We start from the raw sequence: 20,187 nt of genomic DNA, 5'->3' as shown, positions 1-20,187 counted from the left end.
GCCACCTGGGGTTCTCGGCCCGACGTGATCGCGAAGACCCGGGCGGACGCGAAGTACGACTACAGCCAGGACATCGGTGCGACGGTGCGGGAGCACGGTGTGCCCGGTCCGACGCACTCGGAGACGGGGCTGCCGGGGTACCTGCTCGAACCGGGCGACCCGAGCACGCCGGCGGGGCACCTCACCACGGTCCTCGGGATCGAGGAGGGGCAGACGCGGAACAAGCGCGAGATCGCGGCGGCCGCGGCCGACGTGTGGCGCGGTGCCGGGGTCGGCTTCGAGCCCGGCCTCCTCGACAACCAGCTCGAGAACCTCGCAGGCGACGCTGCGCGGGAAGCGCCCGGGCTCGTCGCTGACGGGATGGACCGAGCGGGCGACCTCGCCGCTCAGGAGGCACGGCTTCGCGGCAAGAACGCCGACGAGGTCGAGAACGCGCGATTCCAGGCAGCCGAGGAGTACCTGGCGGCCCTGGGCACCGAGATCGGCAAGGACGGTACGGCTCCGGGTTACGTGGTCGACGAGCTCAGCGGAACGGGCGCGGTCGAACCCGGGATGGCCGCGGTCGCCGCCCACCCCGCGCTCGCCGACGGCAAGGTGAGCCCGGACGAGGTGGACGCTCTCAGCGAGGCCTACGAGGCGGCGTCGGACAGCCTGGCCGGGGCGTCGAACCCGCTCGCGGCGCTGGCGCCCCACATCCCGCGCGGTCCGGTGGCTCGTCACGCAGATCAGCGCGCCGACGCGATGGCGGACTCCCGGGTCGTCGAGACCCTCGTCCCGGAGGAGGACGTCAACGCGGCGGGCTTCGTCGTCCTGCGACCGGAGCACGCCCTCGACGAGCTCCGTACCCGCGAGCAGCGCCTCGACGGCGCACGGGCGCACCAGCAGGCCCTCGAACCCGAGATCGACGACCTCGCCGCGTTCGTGGGCGACTACACCGAGAAGTTCGAGGCGACCGAGGGCCGGCCGCTGAGCCGGCAGGAGGAACTCCTGCTGGGGGTCCAGTACCGGCAGATCCTCGCGGAGGAGGATCGGCTCAACAGCGAGATCGGCAAGAGGCAAACGGCTGTCGTCGAGCAGATGGACCGCCTGATCCCCGTCGACATCGCCATCACGGAGGCGATCGGGAACACCACGGCGGCGCAGAACCTGCGGGCGGCGAGCGCGAACCTGGACAAGATCCTCTCGGTTGACCCCGCGTTGCCGCGGACTGCCACCTCGGAGGAGCGCAACGAGGTCACGAGCCTCGTGAACAAGCTGTACTCGCTCGCCGAGCGCGGTTACGCCGACGTCCGGGACTCCTCGGCCACGGTCGGCCTGCTCGGTGGAATGCTGCTGCCGTCGAGCGGTGCCCCGGACGCCCGGTTGGCGGCGACGTCGGTCGTCCGGCTTCCCACGTACGCCGGTGGGATCTCCTCGGATCCGGGCAACCGGGTCCGCGAGATCTTCGAGGACATGAGCGCCGAGGAGCAGGCGGGCTTCGCCGCTCACTTCACGCCGGCCAGGTTCGAGCGGGAGCACATCCGCGACGCCGAGACGTTCATGGACATGTACATCGAGGAGCTGCCGGAGACCGCGACACCGGCGGAGAGGGCTGCGCGTTTCGACGCCTTCGTGCAGGCGGTGGAGAGCGGCGAGGTCGACATCGATGACTTCGACCGCGTCACCAGGTTCCTGTCGGACGAGGTCCGAGCGCAGCTCGACGACGCCCGACCCGCTCCCGGCATGCAAGGAACGCTGATCTTCAACAGGGCCGCGACCAACAAGCTCGACAACATCGCGGAGGGAGCCCGATACGTACTCGCCGTCGTCGGTGCGTCGGATGAGGGTGCGGAGGTCGCCGGCAACGCGGTGCGGGACATCGGGACGATCGTCATCAATGCGCCAGTCGGTGCGGCGCAGGCCGTGGAGTGGGGCATCGAGTCCGTGCAGTACTCCGTGGGCGCGTGGCGGGAGGTGGTCCTCCCCGGTGGCCGCCACTTCGACGCCGCGACGTCCGGGCGGATCCGGACCCGGCCCGGTGACACCTGGGACAAGGCCTACACCCGCAAGGACCCGTTCCTGGGGAACCTGTTCGTCACGCCGACGATGAACATGGTCCGCAGGTGGGGACCTGCGGTGATCAAGCAGGACTTCTCCACCGTGATCAACGGTGATCCGGAGAACGGGGTGATGGGCTACCGCGAGCACCCGGTCCTCAGCCTCATGGAGGATTTGACCCCCTTCACGGTGCTCGGTGGTGCCGCGTCCCTCGGCCTGCGGATCCCCGCCGTGGCGGCGACGTCCGCCGCGCGGGCGGCAGCCCGGGTCGCGATGGTCGCCCGCGCGGAGTCCTCGCAGGTCGGGCGCCTCGCGGCGCGTGGGCTGACGAAGATCCGGATCCACGGGAAGGAGTTCGATCTCTCCGACGCGGGAGGGCTGGGGTCCTACCGCCAGTGGGACTCGTGGCGCATCGCGGACCTGGACCACCAGGTCGAGGTCGCGGCCGGCCGAGCCCTCGATCTCAACCGCTACGCCGACGCGGTGGCGATCCCGAGCCATCCGGTCGGTTCGGTGCTGGAGCTGATCCCGACCGGGGGACCGGCTCGATGGCTGCGCGAAGCGCTGGACCTCCCCGAGCGACGGGATCTCCCGCTCGAGCGGCAGCAGCACGACGCCGTGGCGGACATTCGGATCGACCCCTCGTACGCCCCGGACCTCAACGACTGCGTGCAGTGGTGCGTCCGCGCCGCGGACGACCACCTGTGGCGGGCCGGCAAGCCGGTTCCCGGAGTACCAGGGCCCGCCACGTTCTTCCCGGAGCGGGCGGCCGGCGATGTGCTCGCGGAGCTCGAGCAGCGGTACGGGCGGCAGCCGCAGGTGATGTCCGCCGACCAGATCCCGCAGCTGGAGGACGGGTTCTACCTGGTCTGGTCCCATCGGAGCGACGGAAGCCGGGACCACATGTTCACCCTCGTCGTCGAGGACGGCGAGGCCGCCTTCCGGGACAAGCAGGGGAACCTCGCGCCGGACAGCCCCGAGGTCAAGAACATCGTCGGCGTCGTGCCGATCGACGGCGAGAACCTGGACGGCGCCGGCACCGGGCTCTTCCCGATCGTCGGCGAACTGTTCGGCGCCCGTCACGAAGACCCGGATCGGCCGTTGCACCGTGACCAGCCGTTGCCCCTGGCGCCGCACCTGGATCCCGAGAAGGCCCGCTCGACCCGGGTTCCGCCGGAGTCGGAACGGCTGTACGTGCGGGACGGCCTGTTCTACCGGGCCGGCACCCGGCAACTCCTCGAAGAGCCGAGTTCGATCTGGTCCTACGTGCTGGACGAGCACGGCAACATCTACGTCGTCGAGCCCGTTGTCGGCCATCGAGGTGTGCTCGGTGACAACGGGCGCGTAGCCGCCGCTGGACTCCTGGCGATCGTGCCGGGCAGGCCGGGCCAGGTGGCCCACATGAACACCCACAGCGGCGGGTTCCCCGACCGGCATCGGGGGAAGTCCGATTTCGGGAACCGCGACCAACTGGAGCGGGTGCTGCAAGAACGGGGCGTGGATCTCACCCGCGTCAGCCCCTCTCTCGATCAGGGCCCCGAGCACGCTGCGTGGAAGGTCCCCAACAGCGTCCGCCGGCCGAGGCCGAACCCGCCGAGCGGTGGGACGAGAAGTCCGCAGACGCCGCCTTCGGCAGCGCCGACCAGGCCCGTGGGCGGCTGTTTCGAGGCGATGTGCGCCTACGGTGCTCTGCCGAGCCCGGACGCGGTCGACCTGACCGCGTTGCCGAAGGGGACGCTGACGGACCCGACCGCGGCCCGGGACGGGGTGCAGGGCGTGTTCCGCGGCCGGTTCGTCCCGGGCTCGTACGAGCAGCTCGAATGGGAGTTCGCCGGGGCTCCGGACGGCGCCGAGTACGTGATGTGGACGTGGGAGGACGGCGGCTCAACCTCGCACATGGTCTACGGGCGCGCCGCCGGCGGCCAGATGGAGTTCTACGACCAGCGCGGCCGGCTCACCGACGAGGAGGCGCGCGCCGAACTGGCCGACACCAGGCTCGTGCTCCGGCGGGGCTTCCCCGGGAGCGGGCGCGACCTCGACGTGAGGGGTGTGGCGCCGGTCGGTGCGATCGACGGAAGCGCGGTCCCGGAGCGGCACGAGCCGGGCCCCGACCGCGGCACCGGTCCCGCGGGGCACCCGTTGCCTCCCTCCGGCGGCGCACGCGGTGCGGGGCCGGCCGCTGGTGGATCCGGCGGGGCCGGGCCAGGCACGCCGGACAGCGCGACGATCGCCACCGGCCTGCCGGCACCCAGCGGTCCGGCCGCGACGACGCGTCCCGACCCCGAGGGTCACGCACCGCAGACGGCGACGTCGAACTGGGAGAGCGCGCTGCCGCCGCCCGGTGGCGCCGCCGCGCCTGCGCACCACGGTCAGCAGGCCCCGGTTCCCGACACCGAGGCGAACTGGATCGCCGAGGCAGCCGAAGTCGCGTACCTGGAATCCCGCAAGCTCCAGGAGGCCAAGCTGCAGGAGGCAGCGGCCGGGGCACTGCCGGCCGGGCCGAACGCGGTTCCGGACACCGCTCACCTCCCTGCGCGGGAACGGCGCATCGTCGACGCCGCACTGCGGGAAGCGATCGACGACAACGAGGAGTGGGCCAGGCAGCGGACAGCGGGCTTCGCGGGGCTGAGCAACAGCGAGCTCGCGCGGAAGATCCAGGAGGCAGCCGGCAGGGACGAGCGTTTCCCGCTGCTCATCGAGCTCGTGCACCGCACGGAGGAGAGCGACGGGCAGCCGATCGTGCTGACGACGAGTCAGCAGGCGGCTCTGCGGCTCGCGTTGAGCGGCAACCACGTGGTGCAGCTCGCCCAGAGCGAGGGCAAGACGTTGGTCGATGCGCTCGCGGGCCTGGTCAACGCGCTCGAAGGCCGACCGGTGGACATGCTGTTCGCCACCCCGAAGCTCCTCGCCGGCACCCGCGATGTGCTGCACCGGCTCGCCGGCGAGCTGGGCGTGCCCGTCCACGAGCTGCCCTCCCACAGCGGCGATGCCGGCAGCGCGCTCGCCACGTACCGGCTCAGCGAGGGCCCGGGGATCACGCTCGGCACCGACAGCCAGTTCCAGCACCACTACGCCCACGAGAAGCACCGGCGTTCGTCCCTCGACGAGGGTCACCGCGAGCTTGCTCCGCGCCGGAGGGCACTGCACGTGACCGAGGCCGACCGCCTCGGCTACGAGGAGGCGGCTTCTCGGAAGATCATCGCTGTGCCCGTTCCGGGTCCGGCTCCCGACGCCGAGGCGCTCGGCAAGATCCTCGAAGCCGCCGCGACGCTCGACAGGAAGCACTACCGGCCGCGCAACCGACTGCGCAAGCAGTTCGAGCTGACCCGCGAGGGCGAACGCCTGGTCGCCGACGCACTGAGCGGCCACGTCGACGACTGGACCGCCGTCGACATCGAGAAGGCGCTGGCTGCGCTGCAGGCCAGCAGGCGCAGGCACTACATCGTCGACAACGGTGAAGTCGTCATCCTCGGCAAGTTCAGCAAGCGGCCCCAACCCGGTCACCGGTGGGCGTTCCACCACTTCGTGGAGGCGAAGGAAGGGGTCCCGGTCCGCCCCGAGCAGAGGACCGTCGCCTCGACCGACGCCCGTGAGTTCTACGGGCTCTACGAGCGCAGGAGCGGTACCACCGGGACCGCGCGCTATGCGGCGCGCGTGTTCGAGAAGCACTACGGGATGCGTGTGGTGGAGGTCCCCAGGTCGAAGACCTCGTTCCTGGAGGAGTCGACGCACACGTTCGCCACGGAGTCGCAGGCCGACGAGTTCGCCGCCCACGTGTACGCCCACGGGATCGCGGACGTCCGGCCCGTGTTCGTCGCCGAGCGCGGGATCGCCGAGTCCGAGGCCGGCGGCGAGCGGTACGGCACCCCGTTCGTCGTCAACGGCGAGTCGTTGCCGCACTGGGAGACGGAGGTGCTCGGTCACGCGGGCGAGGCCGGGGTGGGCAGCGTCCACGACCCGGGCTTCGGCCTGGGTATCGACGTCAGGCTCGGTGCCGGCGACAAGGCACAGCACGATGCGATCAACGAGCGGGGCGGCGCCGTGCTCGTGGTGCGCGTCACCAACCCCTCGCAAGCCTCGGGAAGCCAGCTGAAGACGCGCGTGGGCAGGCACGGTGACCCGGGCTTCGTCTTCGTGGTCAGATCGCTCGGGGACCCCGCCCTCGACGAGTACGCCAACCCGCGTCGCCTGCGCGAGCTGCGCGAGAAGTACCGGGGGCACTCCGGCCGGATCGTCGACCCGGCTGTCGACGCCTTGTTCGAGCAGGCCGTGCGCACCGCCGAGCAGAGGCACCGCGTCGCGCTGGACCGCGTGTTCGACGGCGAGGACGGGCCCGACTCGCTCGTCCACGCAGCCGAGCCGGCTGCCGATCCGCACCCGACGACCGCGCGGGCCACCGACCTCGACCCGGCCGTGGCGGCCCAGCGGGGGGCTGCTGGTGCTGAGGTTGCCACCGCCGGCACCGCGGCGGCCCGGGCCCGCGCCGCTCTCGCCGAGGCATGGCGCGCCCCATGGCAGGGCGACGCCACCGCACACCCGGTGTTCCAGGCCACGGTGGACTTCATCCGGGCGGAGATCGCGATGGCCGGAGCCTTGCAGCGCTACCGCGAGCTGCTGGGTGCGACCCCCGCCACCGAGGACGACAGCGACCGGGTCACGGCGCCGGCGGCCACGCTCACCCTGGAGGAGGTCGGGCGGGCATACTCGCTGGCCCTGGACGGCAAGCACGACGAGGCCGCAGCGATCCTGACCGCTGCTGCGGCCGAGGCCGCGCTCACGGTCCACCGCAACGGTGGCACCTGGGTGGGGGCCGGGCCCACCGCCCAGGCCGCACACCTCGCCGCGATCACGGTGCGGCGGGCCGATGAGACCGGCGCCGACGTGCACGTCGTGTTCGCCCACCTGCTCGCCCTCGTCGCGAAGCTTCCCGGCGACGTCGCCGTGGACGTCACCGCGCGCGAGTTGGAAGCCGAGCTCATGCGGCAGCTGCGCCGCCTCACCCGGGAGGCCGAGCTCGCGGACCGCCTGGGGACGAGCCCGGGCCAGGTGGCGGCCACGGTCCGGGTCGGGGTGCGCCTGCTCGACGAACGGCTCGGCGGCAACTGGTCCGAGGGCGGGGACGAACCGTCGGCTCTGGAGCTCATGGTGACCCGCGAGCTGCACGTCTTCGTGGCGTGGGCGCGCGGTGCTGCCGTCGAGGACATCGCGGCGGAGCTCGGGATCGGCACCACGCAGGTCGACGAGTGGCTCGACATGGCGATCGACTGGCTCGCCGGCCCTGCTTCCCGCCCCGTGGTCACCGAGGCCGACGTCCGGGCGCAGGCCCTCGCCGATCGCTCCGGCGGGAACGGTGACAAGCAGTGGTGGTTCGTGCGCAACCACCTGCGCGCCGTCCAGTCCGGCCTGCACCCCGCCGAGCAGGTGGACTGGGACGGCGACAACCGGGTCGAGGAGCTGATCGCACACATCCGCAACCCGGGCAACGGCGACGGACGCCACCGGGCCCCGGCCTATCGCGCCTTCCTCGACAACGGGATCACCACCATCACGCAGGTGGCGGCCCTGGACGACGGCGCCCTGGCCGCGATGGGGCTGGGGGGCTCGGCCACCACGGCGATCCGCAAGGCGCTCGAGCGCGAGGCGATCAAGGAGGTGCTCGCCCGCCACGCGCAGATCGACTCCGACCGGCGCGAGGCGGTCCTGCCGCCGGTCGAGGGTGCGGACCGAGGAGCGGGCGGCAGTCCCGTCGGCCCGGCCGGCGGGCCCCCGTCGGGGACGACGCTCGGGAGCCTCCCGGGCGGGCGCGGTTCCGGTGCGGACGGCGTTCCGCCGTTCGTGGAGGGCGTGGCCTGGTTCGGCCTACTGGGCCGCGCGGCGGCGGCGGTCGTGTTCGCCGGGGTGAAGCTCGTTCGGGACGTGCGTGCGCGCGGGCCACCGCGCGCGACGGAGGTGCTTTCACGGCTCGTGCGCGCACTCACGGCGCTGCGGGTCCGGGTGCTGGGCGTCCGGCTGGGCGCGGCGGCTGCCGGAACCGCGCTGGCCGGTGCTCTCCTGGGCGCGATGCTGGGCGGACCGGCGACGGCCGCCGCAGCGGCGATCGAGCCGGGACGCGGGGACGCCGCGATCGAGTCGGTCGTACCCGAGCGCGGGCCCGTGGGCGCGGTCGCCCCTGAGGCCGCGCGGGACGACTCGGTGGTCGTGCGGGTAGTGCCCGGCGACACGATCTTCGGCCTCACGCGCCGGTACGGGTTGTCCGGCTACGACCGGGTCACGTCCGACGACCCGGTGCGTGCTGCGGAGATCGAGGCGAACCCAGACCTGATCTTCGCAGGTGAGCAGCTGCGGATCCTGTTGCCGCCTGCGCAGGGCCCCGGACCGGGCACGGAAGAGGCACCGCTGCCGCCCCGGAGCAGCCACGTCTCGCCCGATGGTGGACCCGGCCCGGCCGACACCACGCCGCCGGTCGATGAGGGCCCGCAGCCACCGGCCTACGTCCGGATCACCATCGACGTCGCCAGGAAGATCCTCGGCGGCGCGGTCGTCGCGCTGGCGGTGTTCGCACTGTGGCAGCGGCGGCTCGCCCCCCGCGTGCACTGGTGGGCGCGGAACCTGCCGGTCGAGGTGCAGGTGTGGCTGCTGTGGGGACGCGATGCGGTCCGGGCAGCTCTCTCGTCACCCGCTCGGGCCTGGGGAGCACTGCGGTCCCGGGTGGCGGCCTGGCCGCCCGGCATCCAGCTGTGGCTGCTGTGGGGGGGCGACTGGGCGAAGGCACCATTGGCCTGGCCGGCGCGGATCCTGTCCGGGGCGGCGACGTTCCTGCGGACGCTGAAGCCGTCGGGTGAGGGCCGCCTCTACCCGACGGGGCTGCAGCCCCTCCTCGGACCGGTCGGCGACTGGGTGTTCCAGCTGCTGCACGTGAAGCTCGCGCTGAAGAAGAAGGTGCCGGGTTCGAAGCCGCAGACGTTCCGGGAGTGTGTCCGGGGGCTCTGGCAGCTCGTGAAGTCGAAGGTGTGGAACCGCGCCGCGACGGTCGGCCCGCAGTTCAGGGAGAGCCTGTACGCGCAGGTCCCCCTGCCGCGCTGGTGGGACGAGCTCTTCGAGCTCTGGCTCGGCGGCAGCGGTGGGAACTACGGCGTCGTCAGCGTGCTGGACCAGGCCGACAACCTCAACTTCCGGACGAAGATGAGGAATCGCGTCGTCGGGATGTTCCCGCTGCTGCGCCTCGACGCCGTTCTCGTGGTCGCACGGCTGTTCGCCCTCAGGGTGGGGTTGGTGCACTTCGAGGTTCCGGGGAAGAAGATCGAGCGCAAGGTGCCGAGCCCGGCCGTCGTCGGGTTCCACCCGGTCCGGCGCCTCGTCAACTGGGTGGCAGGCCATGACTGGGCGCTGGTGACGTGGCAGGTCTTCTCCTACATCTCGCAGGTGCACTTCCTGATCGGCGTCGGCCCGCCGGACCCCTACCAGCCGGCCTGGGCGGAACTGCGATTCGCGCCGCTCAAGGTGGAGGTCGTCCGCGACGGCAAGGTCGTGCGGACGATCAGTCTCATCGCTGCTCCGGCGAAGGCGGTACGCGCCGTCGTCCTGGCGTCGGCACGGGCGGTCGGCCGGATCCTGCCGGCCGCGTTCCTGCGGCGCCTCGCGGCAGTCCCGGCGCGGTTCCGGACGCGTCGGGTCCACTACGAGCTGAAGATCAAGCGGCGAGGGCTGACGCGGATCAACGCCGACCTGGGTCGGAAGCGAGACCTGCTGGGTGAGGTCGAGAAGGCGCTGGAGCAACTCGGTGACGGCGTGAGGTCACCGGGTCCGCGGCCGCGGGACGTCGCCTTCTTCACCCTCACCGGTGCACCGGTGAGGGTGGACGACCTGATCGCCGCCCGACGGGATCGCCTGGAGAAGCTGCGGTCGAAGCTCATCGATGCGATCCGCACGGACCAGCAGTCGATCAGGGCGATCCAGGAGTCGCTGACCGTGCTGTGGGACGTCGACGGGTCTGCCACCCAGGGCAGCACGCGCTCCGCGGTGGGGTCGCAGATGCGGATGACAGGCGTGCTCGGTGCGATCAGCGAGCCGGGACGGTCGGGAGCGAACGGGGACTCCGCGTGGGCGGCCGCCTCGCAGGCCCGGGTGGTGGCTGTGATCGCCGACGAGCAGGGCGGCTTCGGCTCCGCCACGCCGGCGTCGGCGAAGGCGGTCGGAGCAGCGAAGGACGCGGCGACGAAGCGGCCGTCGTCGACGACGGGTGCGCAACTGGCGCGGGCGATGTACGACAGCGCGGCCGAGGCGACCACACCCGCCGCCGACGCCCTCGACGCCCCCTCGACCGCCCTGCTGGGTGCCGTCGTCACCCACACCGACTCGGGCACCGAGGTCGTGCTCGTCGGGGTCGGCGACGGCAGGGCCTACCTGATCCGCCGCACCGGCGCCGAGTTGCTGACGATCGACGACAGCATGGCGACCGAGGAGTCGGCGGAAGGCCCGGTCCACTCGGACCCCCATTCCGCGAGCACCCGGTGGCTGGGTGCACGTCCGGCACCCGAGCCCCACGTGGTGGAGCGGACGGTCCACGAACCGGCGTTGCTGGTGCTCGTGACCGATGGGGTGTCGGACCGCTTCGCCACCCCGGAGGACCTCGCCGCTGCCGTCGACTTCGACTCGGGCCTGAACGAGCCGTTCACCGCGGCCCGTCAGGTGGACGACGCGGCGGCGTCCCGGGGCGCAGCGGACGACCGGACCACCGTGGTGGTGGCGCTCGACGGACCCGAGAACACCGGCGATCACCAGCCTGGTGACGGCGCGCCGAAGGGCTCCGCAGGCGGTCTCCACACGGCGCCCGCGGCGGTCTTCGCCGCGTTGGTGGCCCTGGTATCCGTGCTGGCGGTCGCGCTCGGCGGCGTCGGGCCGGCGATCCTCGTGGCGCTCGGCGTGGTCGCAGCCCTGGTGGCGCCCGGGCTGACGGCGGTGCTGCTCGGCCGGGCGTGGAAGGCGCTCCGTGCGGGGCGGGCGGCCGGCGGCGGGCGGGGAACCGGGTCCGGCCCGAACGGCTCGGACGGGGAGAACCCTTCCCGACGCGACGGTGGGCCCGAGGCCGGTGCCGACCGGGCTCCCGAGGTCGACCCCTCGCGGAGGTCGGACGGCCGCCACGATGCACGGCCGCGGGCTCCGCCACGGCGCATCGTGAGCCTGTTGGTCCGGGCTGCGGGCGCTGCGCTGACGGCGCTGCGGACCGGCGGGGCGCGGGCGGCGCCCCCGACCGCCCAGTTGGACGACCGGTTCCTGCCGACCGGCCGAGCAGGCCGTGGCGCGCGGTGGCTGCTCGCGGGTGCCGCAGGGCTGGCGGTCGGGGTGGCGGCCGCTCCGGTCGAGGTGGCGGTCCCGGGGGGCGCGGCGCTCCTCGCGGCGGTCGCGGTCGGCGGCGCGATCGTCGGGGCGTTCGGCAACCGCGGGCAGTGGGTGGCGGTCGGCGTGATCGGTGTGCTGGTCGCGGTGGTCGGACCGGTCGTGCTGGTGGTGGCGTTCCCGGCCTGGCGTGCGGTGGAGGGCAACGCGGCGTTCGCGCTGCGCGGCATGCTGACCTTGGCCGAGCCCAGGCCGGGCCCGCTGGGTGCACTGCTGGCTGCGCCGCTGATCGGCACGTTCGTGGTGGGCGTCCTCACGCTGGTGCCCGCGGCTACCACCGGTCCCTGGTTGGACCGCGTGGTCTCCGGGTTGTACGCCGTGACGGTCGCGATCTTCGGGATGAGCGCGGTGACCGTGGCGTACGACCTGGCGCGCGGCCGCAGCGAGCCGGTGCACCGCGTGGTGCAGGGGCTGGTGACCTGGGTCGCCTACCCGATCACCTCGAACGTCGGCAACGTGTTGCTCACGATCAAGTACGGCTGGGTGGCGTTCGACCCCGTGATGCTCGCGGTGACGGTGGTGCTGGGGGTCGCGTTCGCCCACGCGGCTGTGCTGGGGATCGCGGCCACGCTGCGGCCGCACCGGTTCACCGGGACGTACCTGCGGGCGATGGGTGCCGTCGGCAGCATCACCTTGTTGTACTGGGGGGTGCTGGCGATCTGGCCCGCTCAGTGGGCGGTGTTGGTGGGCCCGGGAGTGGTCGCCGGGTTGGTGTGGGGCCTGACGAAGGACGCCGCCTGGCGGGCCAGGATGATCCGCGGTCCGCCCGGGGACCCGTCGTGGACCCCGGTGCTGATCAACGTGGGCGTACCGGGCCTTCTCGCCGCCTGGCTCGGGGCCCGCTTCCTGGCGGGCCTCGACCTGGGAACAGCCGGCACGATCACGGCTGTCGCGGCCCACGTCACGGTGGTGGCGCTGTGGATGGTGCACCGGGCGCTGCCCGCGAACCCCGCTCCCGGCCACGGGACCGGACGTCCGGCGCGGAAGTGGGGCCGGATCGCTGTCGGGTTCGGCGCCGCCGTCCTCGCCTGGGCTGCCGTGTTCGGGCAGGGCGTCCTGACCGGAACCGTGCCGGCGGCCGTCATGGCCGTGCTGGTGAGCCCGGTCCTGGCGCTGCTGGCGCACCAGGTGTGGACGCACGGCCCGCCCTGGGCCCGCATGGTGATCAGGGCCGGCGTCGTGGTCGCCGTGCTCGTCGCGATCCACTTCGCGACGGTCGGTTCGGCCGCCGCGGCCGTACCCGGTGGTGGGTCCGGCTTGGCGGTCTCCGTGCCGGGGGCGCCGGTCTGGGTGGCGCTCGGCGCCGTGACGCTCACCGCGTCGGTGGTGGCCGTCCTCGCGGTGCGCAAGGCGACGAGCACGGCAGACCCGCGAGCCGGGACGGCGCTCCTGGGCCGAGGGCGGGGCCTGGTCGACCGGCGCACCGTCCGGGCACTGCTGGACGAGCTGACCAGGGTGATCGAGTCCGCCGGAACGCTGACCGTTCGCGAGCGGGCCGGGGTCGTGGCCGTCTTGCGGCGCATGGACGTGGATCGGCACGTCCTGGCGAGCGTCGTCGCGGCGCTGATGGGGCCCGAGCAGCCGGAGCTGGGTGACGGGTGGGCGCTGCGCAACAGCCTCTGGGCGTCGGTGACGCGGCCGGGCCACTACCCGGGCGACCTGGCCGGGGCACTGCAGCACGTCAGGGAGCGCGCCCGGCAGATCCTGCTCGATGAGGTGCCGGGACACCTGCGCGGAGCCGTCTCGGCGGCAGATGCGGATGCACCGCAGCTGGCGTACCTCCACGGCGCCTTCCCGGCCCGGTACCGGCGCGATGAGCCCCGGGACGCAGAGATCGCCCGCACCATCGCGGCCGCGCGTGCCGAGCTCCAGGCAGGCGATCCCGCCGCAGCGGACGCGCTGCTCGACGCAGCGGAGCGGGCTGCTGCCACCGGCTTCGGCCCGCAGGAAGCGTTCACCCCGGTCCATGGAGCGCTGCGGGAGGTCCGGGCCGAGGCCGCCCTGCTCCGGTTCGTCACCGCGCTGCGCCAGACGGGCGTGGACGAATCGCGTTTCGCGATCATCGGCGGCCTGGCGGTGCGGGCGCGTACGGGTGCACCGCGCAGACCGAAGGACGTCGACGTCGCCGTCCTGCTGGAGCCCGCTGACCGCTGGCGCCTCGTGGGTGCGCTGGAGGCGGCAGGATTCGTCGTCGTCTCGACGGTGACGGGGCGGTTCCACCCCGGCGCCGATGGTGCGGAGTTCGAGGAGATCAGCGGTCCCGATCCCGCGAAGCCCCTGACCGGTGCGGGTTTCCGGACCTCCGCCCCGGGTGGACGGCCGGTGACCTTCGACGTCGCCTTCGACGAGCTGGGAATCGAAGCGCTGCTGGTCCGGGGCGCGGCCCCCGCCGGGGCCGCCGGTGTGCCCGTGCCGGTGGCCACGGTGCCGGGCCTCATCGTCAGCAAGCTCCTGAGCGCGCGCCAGGAGGACATGCGCGACGTCGACGACCTGCTCCGCGTGGCGACGCCGGACGAGATCGCTGCGGTGCGGTCCGTGGTCGCGCGCGCGCTGGCCCTCGGCGACGACTGGCGCGCCGCGATCGGTGACGACCCGGCTGTCGCGGGATCCGCTCGCGCCGCGAGGTGGTGGCACCGGGCTCTCGGTGGTCATCGCCTGTGGGCCGGCGTCGTGCTGCTGGGGGTCGTCGTCGCGGTAGCGGTGGCCGGCCTGGACGCCGCCGCCGGAGTGGCCGGGGTCCTCGCCTTCGGCGTGATCCGGCGCGACGGCGGCCCGGACCCGGCCGCGATCGCGCCGGACCGGGAACGTCCCGCCGCTCGCGCCGAGACCCGTGCCCGGGCTCCCCCACCGGGCAGTGGCCCGGCCTCAGGGACCCCCGCAAGCCGGCAGCGCGGGGTGGTCCCGCCTGCCTCGTCGTGGCCCGTCGCCGACGGCCACCCGTCCACAGGAGGAAACGAATGGGTGAATCGCGCCCGCTTCCCGTCCGGCCGGTCTTCCAGGCACCCGGGCACGCCCGGGCCCGCTGCGAGCTCCCCGGATGCGACGCGCCCCTTCCCGATCACCCCGGGAACGAGGTCACGGTCCGCTACTGCTGCCGGGAGCACCGCAGAAGCGCGCGGGCGCTCCGCAGCCGCGCCCGAGCGAACGGCGCGGAATGACCCGCGCACGCCGCGCGGCCGGGCGTGGGCCCTGCTCACGATCGGCGTGCTGGTCGTCGCGGCTGCCGTGCTCACGGCCGTGCACGGCTTCGGAACCGCGGTGGAGGCGGCCCTTGCCGCGTCGTCCGGCGGTGCCGCGATCCTCCTCCCCCCGCTCGGCAGGCCGGCGGTGAACACCCCGGACGAGTGCGGGATCTGCAGGTCGGACGCGTCGAGCTTCCGGTCGATCCTGCCCGATCTGGAGGAGAACGCGGTCGTGGACGGCGACCTCCCGCTGCCCTACCTGTCCGACGACCTGCCGCTGATGGTCCTCGACCGCGACCGGGCACTGCCGTGGCTGAGGCGGGCGGGGCTGGAGGACCTCCCCGACCGGATGGTCACGTTCCCCCGGTGGAGCCTCGAGCGCGGCGGCAGCGTGGCCGTGGTGTTCCGGCACGTCCTCCTCGAGCTCCGGGATCTGGACGCCCGCGGGTTGCCGGTCGAGTGGTGGTGGCGCGGGGTGGCCGACCACGAACGCGGCCACCTCACGTTCGCGTGGGGCACGGGGAGCGGGAGGCGGCACGACGAGGACGCCGCCGCCCTCCTGACCGAGCTGGCGGACCTGCGGTCGTGGGCGCACGCCGGCCCGGACGGCCTCGCCCTGCTGCGAGAGCTCGACGTCGAGCCGCGACTCCACGCGATGCCGCGGCTCGACCTCAGGGGCGCCATGTACCAGGTCGAGGCCGACGGCCGGATCGTCGCGATCCACAAGCTGGCGACCCCGCTGCTGCCGAACGAACCGGCCCGGGAGATCGCCGCGTACGTGTTCTCCGACGGGCTCGGCACGGGGCTGGTCCCGGTGACGATCCGGTGGCGTGGTGGCTCGGCACAGCGCTGGGTCGCCCCGTCGGTGCGCAACCCGTCGGTCCAGGACTTCCGCCTCGTCGTCCAGCAGGTGGCCGCCGGTCTGGACTACGGCATCGCCGCGACCGATCGCGCCACCGCCACCTACACGAACTTCTTCGCCACCGGGGCCGGGGCCGGGGGCGAGCTGCGGCCGCGGTTGTACGACAACGGCGACGCCTTCCCCGGCCGCCGGGAGTTGGCGACGGGGGCGCCCGTCGACATCCGCTCACCGTTCGTGCGTGCTCATCGCGGGGTGACGTGGGAGGCCGACGCGCTCGAGCTGTTCCGCGCGGCGGACCTGCAGACGATCGCCACCCGGGCGGCGGCCTCGAGTGGCCTGGGCGACGACGAGGTCGAGATGGCGGTGGAGCGGCTGGAGGAGATCCGCCGCCGCGGCGCGATCACCGGCGAGGTGTGGGAGGCGCAGAAACGCCACGCGCGCAGGCCACGCGGCGGAGCCGTCGCGGTGCTGCGGGACGGGGGCGAGGGGGCCCGCCTCTCCGACGCGCAGAACCGTCACGTGCAGGACCTGCTGAGGACGCTGCCCCGGCAGCCGGTGCCGGTCGCCTCGCGGGCCCACGGGCTCGTCGACCCGCACGCGGTGTGGGCGGAGCACGAGTACCGGCCGACCCTGCACGCCGTCACCGGCCTGAACGGGCACCTGCGTGACGAGCCGTTCGCGGTGGTGCTGTACACGGCCCCGGACCCAGACCGGCCCGGGCGGCTCGCGGTGTTCGTCGACGCCCGGGTGCTGGTGCGGATGCCGCTGCTGACCGAACGGCAGCGCGCGCAGCTGGCGGAGCGGGAGCTGGCCCGGCTCCGCGACGTCGACGAGGACCGGGTCCAGCGGATGCCCCTGCCGCCGTCGGCGGCGCTGCACGCGCTCGTGCGGCCCGAACTCGGCGCGGGGCTGGTGGTCGGCTCGATGCCCGAGGCGGACCATCGGCGGGCCGCCGTCCTGTTCGCCGGTGGCCTCGGCCGCCTGCCCGACTCCCAGGAGGGCGGGAAGGTGGCGATCGACTGGCGCTCCTGGAGCAGGTTCGAGCAGCTCGGCCTGGACCGCCTGCGCACCGACATGATCACGTTCACGGTCGTCGACGTGCACGGCCGCCGCTGGACCGCGATGTTCCGCCACACCCGCGCCGAGCTGGACGGCCTGATCCACGCGAACCTCCTGACCGAGGACTTCGACCGGCTCCTCGAGTCCGCGGGCGCCGACCCGGCCCGGCAGGCGGCCGTCGAGGCCCTGCTGACCGTCGCTCGGATCCGCCGGGACGAGATCGCGCGGCGGCGTGAGCGGGACGCGCCGACGGCGGCCGGGACGGGCAGCCTCCGGGCACTGCTGGCGCAGGTGGCGCGAAACCCCGGCATCACGCTCGAGCAGTTGCGGGCAGCGGTGCTGTCCGTACCGGCCGAGCAGGCTCGGGCCGTCGTGCATGTGTTGGCCGGGTCCGGGCTGGTCCGGGTCGGACGCGACGGGGACGCTGTCGCGCCGGTCCAGCGGGTGACCGCGCTGTCGGTCCCCCGCGAGGAGATGCCCGGCGACGTGCGGGCGGTGCTGGACGGGGTGCTGACGACGCATCCCGGGCTCTGGGAAGGGCAGCTCCTCGAGCGGGTGCGCCCGCTGCTGGGCCTGCTCGCCCGGCTGCCCGTGCCCGGTCTGGTCGACCGTGGTGCGCAGACCTACCTGGACGCGCTGCACACCCTCGCGGCCACGCCGTCGGGTGTGGGGGCCGACGACGCGAGCGGTGTCGCCCCGGCGGTCATCAGGGTTCTCCACGAGGCGGGGCTGCTCGCTCGCCACGGGCCGGGCGACCGGCCGTACCGCGTGCCGGCGCAGGTACGGCAGCTGCTCGGCGATCTCGCCGGCGTCGACGACGTCGACGAGCCGGCCTACCGGCGGGAGCTCGCCGTCCTCGCAGGCGTGCTCGGGCGGGTGCCGGCCTCCCGCGACGGGACGTCCGCGGAGATGTCGGCCTCGCTGGCCCGGCTGCGGACTCTCGAGGGCAGCCCGCTGCGACGCGTCCGGGAGAGGCCGATCAGCCTCTCCCGGGCGGTGCCGGAGCAGTGGCTCACGGCGCGCGAGCTGATCGGTGTGATCGCTCGGGCGGGCGAGCGTGGTGTCGGCGTCGACGACCTGGAGGACGCCCTGTCCCAGCCGCGCAAATCGTTCCACGCCCGGCTGGGTGTCCTGGTCCGGTGGGGCCTGGTCGACGCCGCACCCGTGCCCGACGCCGACGGAGCGGAGCGTCGCCTCCGCTACTCGCTGCCGGCCCACACCCGGGCCCTGGTGCACGACGTCGACAACCGGAGCGGTCAGGCCGACCCGGGTTACGCCGCGCTGCTCGACGATCTCGCGGTGTGGCTGGACCTGCACGGCAACCAGCTCCGGCAGATCCCGACGAATACCGTGCGGCACGGCTGGGTCGTCGAGCTCATCCAGGCGATCGCCGACCACCCCGCCGGCCCGCTGCCCGCCGACCTCATGTCCCGTACGCACCGGGCGTCGGTGCGGTCCCTGCTCGAGCTCCTGGACGAGCGGGGGGAGATGCTGGTGCGCGACTTCGCCTCGACCCAGGGAATGCCGGTGACGACCGCCGGCAGCCGCGCGATGACGCTCGTCGCCGCCGGGCTGCTCGATCGCAGGCGGGTCAGCGTGCGCCGGCACGTCAGATACGTCTACTCGGTCTCGGGCGACGCCATGGACCTGCTGGCCGATCTGGACAACCGCACGGACCCGGCCCTGCCCGCGGAGTACGCGGGTGCGCTCGACGCGCTGGCGCCGATGGTGGAGACGGCGCTGCCGCTCCTGTCGGGCAGCAGGGAGGCCGGCCGGTTCGTCGACATCGTCCGCGCGGTCCGCGAACGTGCCCCTGGGCCGACCACCGCGTCGATGCGCCGCGAGCCCGATGACACGGGCCTCCAGGCACATCCCGCCACCATCGCGTTCGCCCTCTCGGCAGTGGTGGTGGCGGCACCGGTCCTCGGTGCCGGGCCGGCACTGCCCGTGCTCCTCGGTGCGATGGGTGGGTTGGTGGTGCTCGGGCTCGTGGTCGCTCTGCGCGCCTGGGCGGGTCGCCCGGCAGCCGGGAGGCCCGTCGCCGGTGTGGTGCGGGCGGCCGCCGCCGCTCTCCGAGCCGTGGGGCGGTGGTTCCGTCATCTGCCCGGGCGCTCGTCGTCGCCTCGTTCCGCGGTCTTCGCGTCGCTCGAGGACCGCAACTTCAGGAGGTACCTGATCGGTCAGGCCGTGTCGGAGCTGGGCGGCTGGATGCATTACACGGCCCAGGTCTGGCTGGTGCTCCGGCTGACCGGCGGCGATCCGATGGCACTGGCGCTGGTCTCCTTCATGCCGTTCGTCCCGCGGGTGCTCGTGCTGCTCTGGGGAGGGGTGCTCGCGGATCGGCTCGACAAGCGCCGGCTGCTGATCTGGACGAACGTGGCGCTGGCGGCCTCCGCGGTGCTGCTCGGCGTCCTCGATCTCACGGGTGCCATCGCGCTCGTGCACGTCTACCTGGCGAGCGTGTTCACCGCGGCCGTGACGTCGATCGGCGGGCCGTCGCGCAAGGCGTTGCTGCGCGAGATGGTCCCCGAGGAGCGGATGGCGAACGCGGGAGGCCTGATGTCGATGGCCACGGAGATCGCCGTCATCGTGGGCCCCGCGGTCGCCGGTGTGCTCGTGGGCGTGCTGGCGACCGGATGGCTGTTCCTTGCGAACGCTGCGTCCTTCGCCGCCGTGGTCGCGTCGCTGCTCGTGATCGACCCGAACAGCGTGCGGCGTGCTGCCACGCAGAAACGACTCGCGCTGCGGGACGCCGTTCGCGACGGCCTGCGGTACGTGCGCGTCCGGCCGGAGCTGGTGGCGGCGATGGCTCTCGTCGGGATCGTGGCCGCCTTCGGGAAGAGCCTGGCGCTCAAGGTGCCGTTGCTGGTCGGTGCCGGGTTCGGGGCGGGGGCGACCGCGGCGGGGGTGCTGACCGCCGTGGTCGCGGTGGGTGCGCTCCTCGGTGCGGTGCTGGCCGCACGTCGCGTCGAGCTCGCGCCGGTACGAGTGGTGGTGGGCTGGGCCGTGGGCTTCGGCGTGCTGGGGGCCGCGGCCGGGTTGATGCCCTCGCTGTGGCTCACCGGGGCGGTGCTGGCTGCAGCGGGGTTGGCGGAGGTGCTGTTCACGAGGCTGGCCGATCACCGCGTGCAGCTGGTCGACCGGGAGATGAGCGGCCGTGTCAACAGCCTGCAGTCGCTGGTGCTGACGGTCGTCCCGCTGACCGCACCTCTGATCGGGCTCCACGCGGAGTGGTTCGGCGGCCGGGGCCCCATGTGGATGGGTGGCGCGCTCACGATCGTGGGAGCGCTGGCGGTTGCGCTGTGGTTGCGCCGCGCGACGGGGCCGCGGGTACGTGCCGCAGCCCTCCGCACACTGCCGACGACGTCCATGGCTGTGCCGTGGCGGGCCCCGCCGGTCGCCCTGGTCGTCGTCGCTGCGGTGATCGCGCTCGGCGGGGCGGCGATCACCGGGCCTGGGGCGGGCGTGCTCGGCTTCCTGGCCGGTGCGGGGCAGGCCGCGATCATCGCCGGCACGGTGGTGGCGGGCGGGGTGTGGTTGGCGCGGTCCTCGCTCGCCCCGCGGTTGCTGCGGTGGGTGGGCCGAACGGTCACGGTCCTCGCGACGGCCGTGGGGGTGCCGATCCTCGCTGCGGCGCTGCCGTTGTCGTGA

The 20,187-nt window shown here is 73.6% G+C and carries 1 protein-coding gene (cut by a window edge); it reads left to right on the top strand.

Translation table 11 applies throughout. From position 1 onward, the window contains the following. On the top strand, positions 1-20,187 hold the 3' portion of the coding sequence (locus ACFPL3_RS16785) for an MFS transporter (RefSeq protein ID WP_343939352.1). 6,903 nt of this gene lie to the left of the window's left edge; 20,187 of the gene's 27,090 nt are visible here — the last part of the coding sequence; its start codon lies off the left edge, out of view; its stop codon occupies positions 20,185-20,187.

This window comes from Pseudonocardia zijingensis, from assembly GCF_042657305.1.
Lineage (GTDB): Bacteria > Actinomycetota > Actinomycetes > Mycobacteriales > Pseudonocardiaceae > Pseudonocardia > Pseudonocardia zijingensis.
This window is presented reverse-complemented; position numbering and strand designations above follow the sequence as displayed.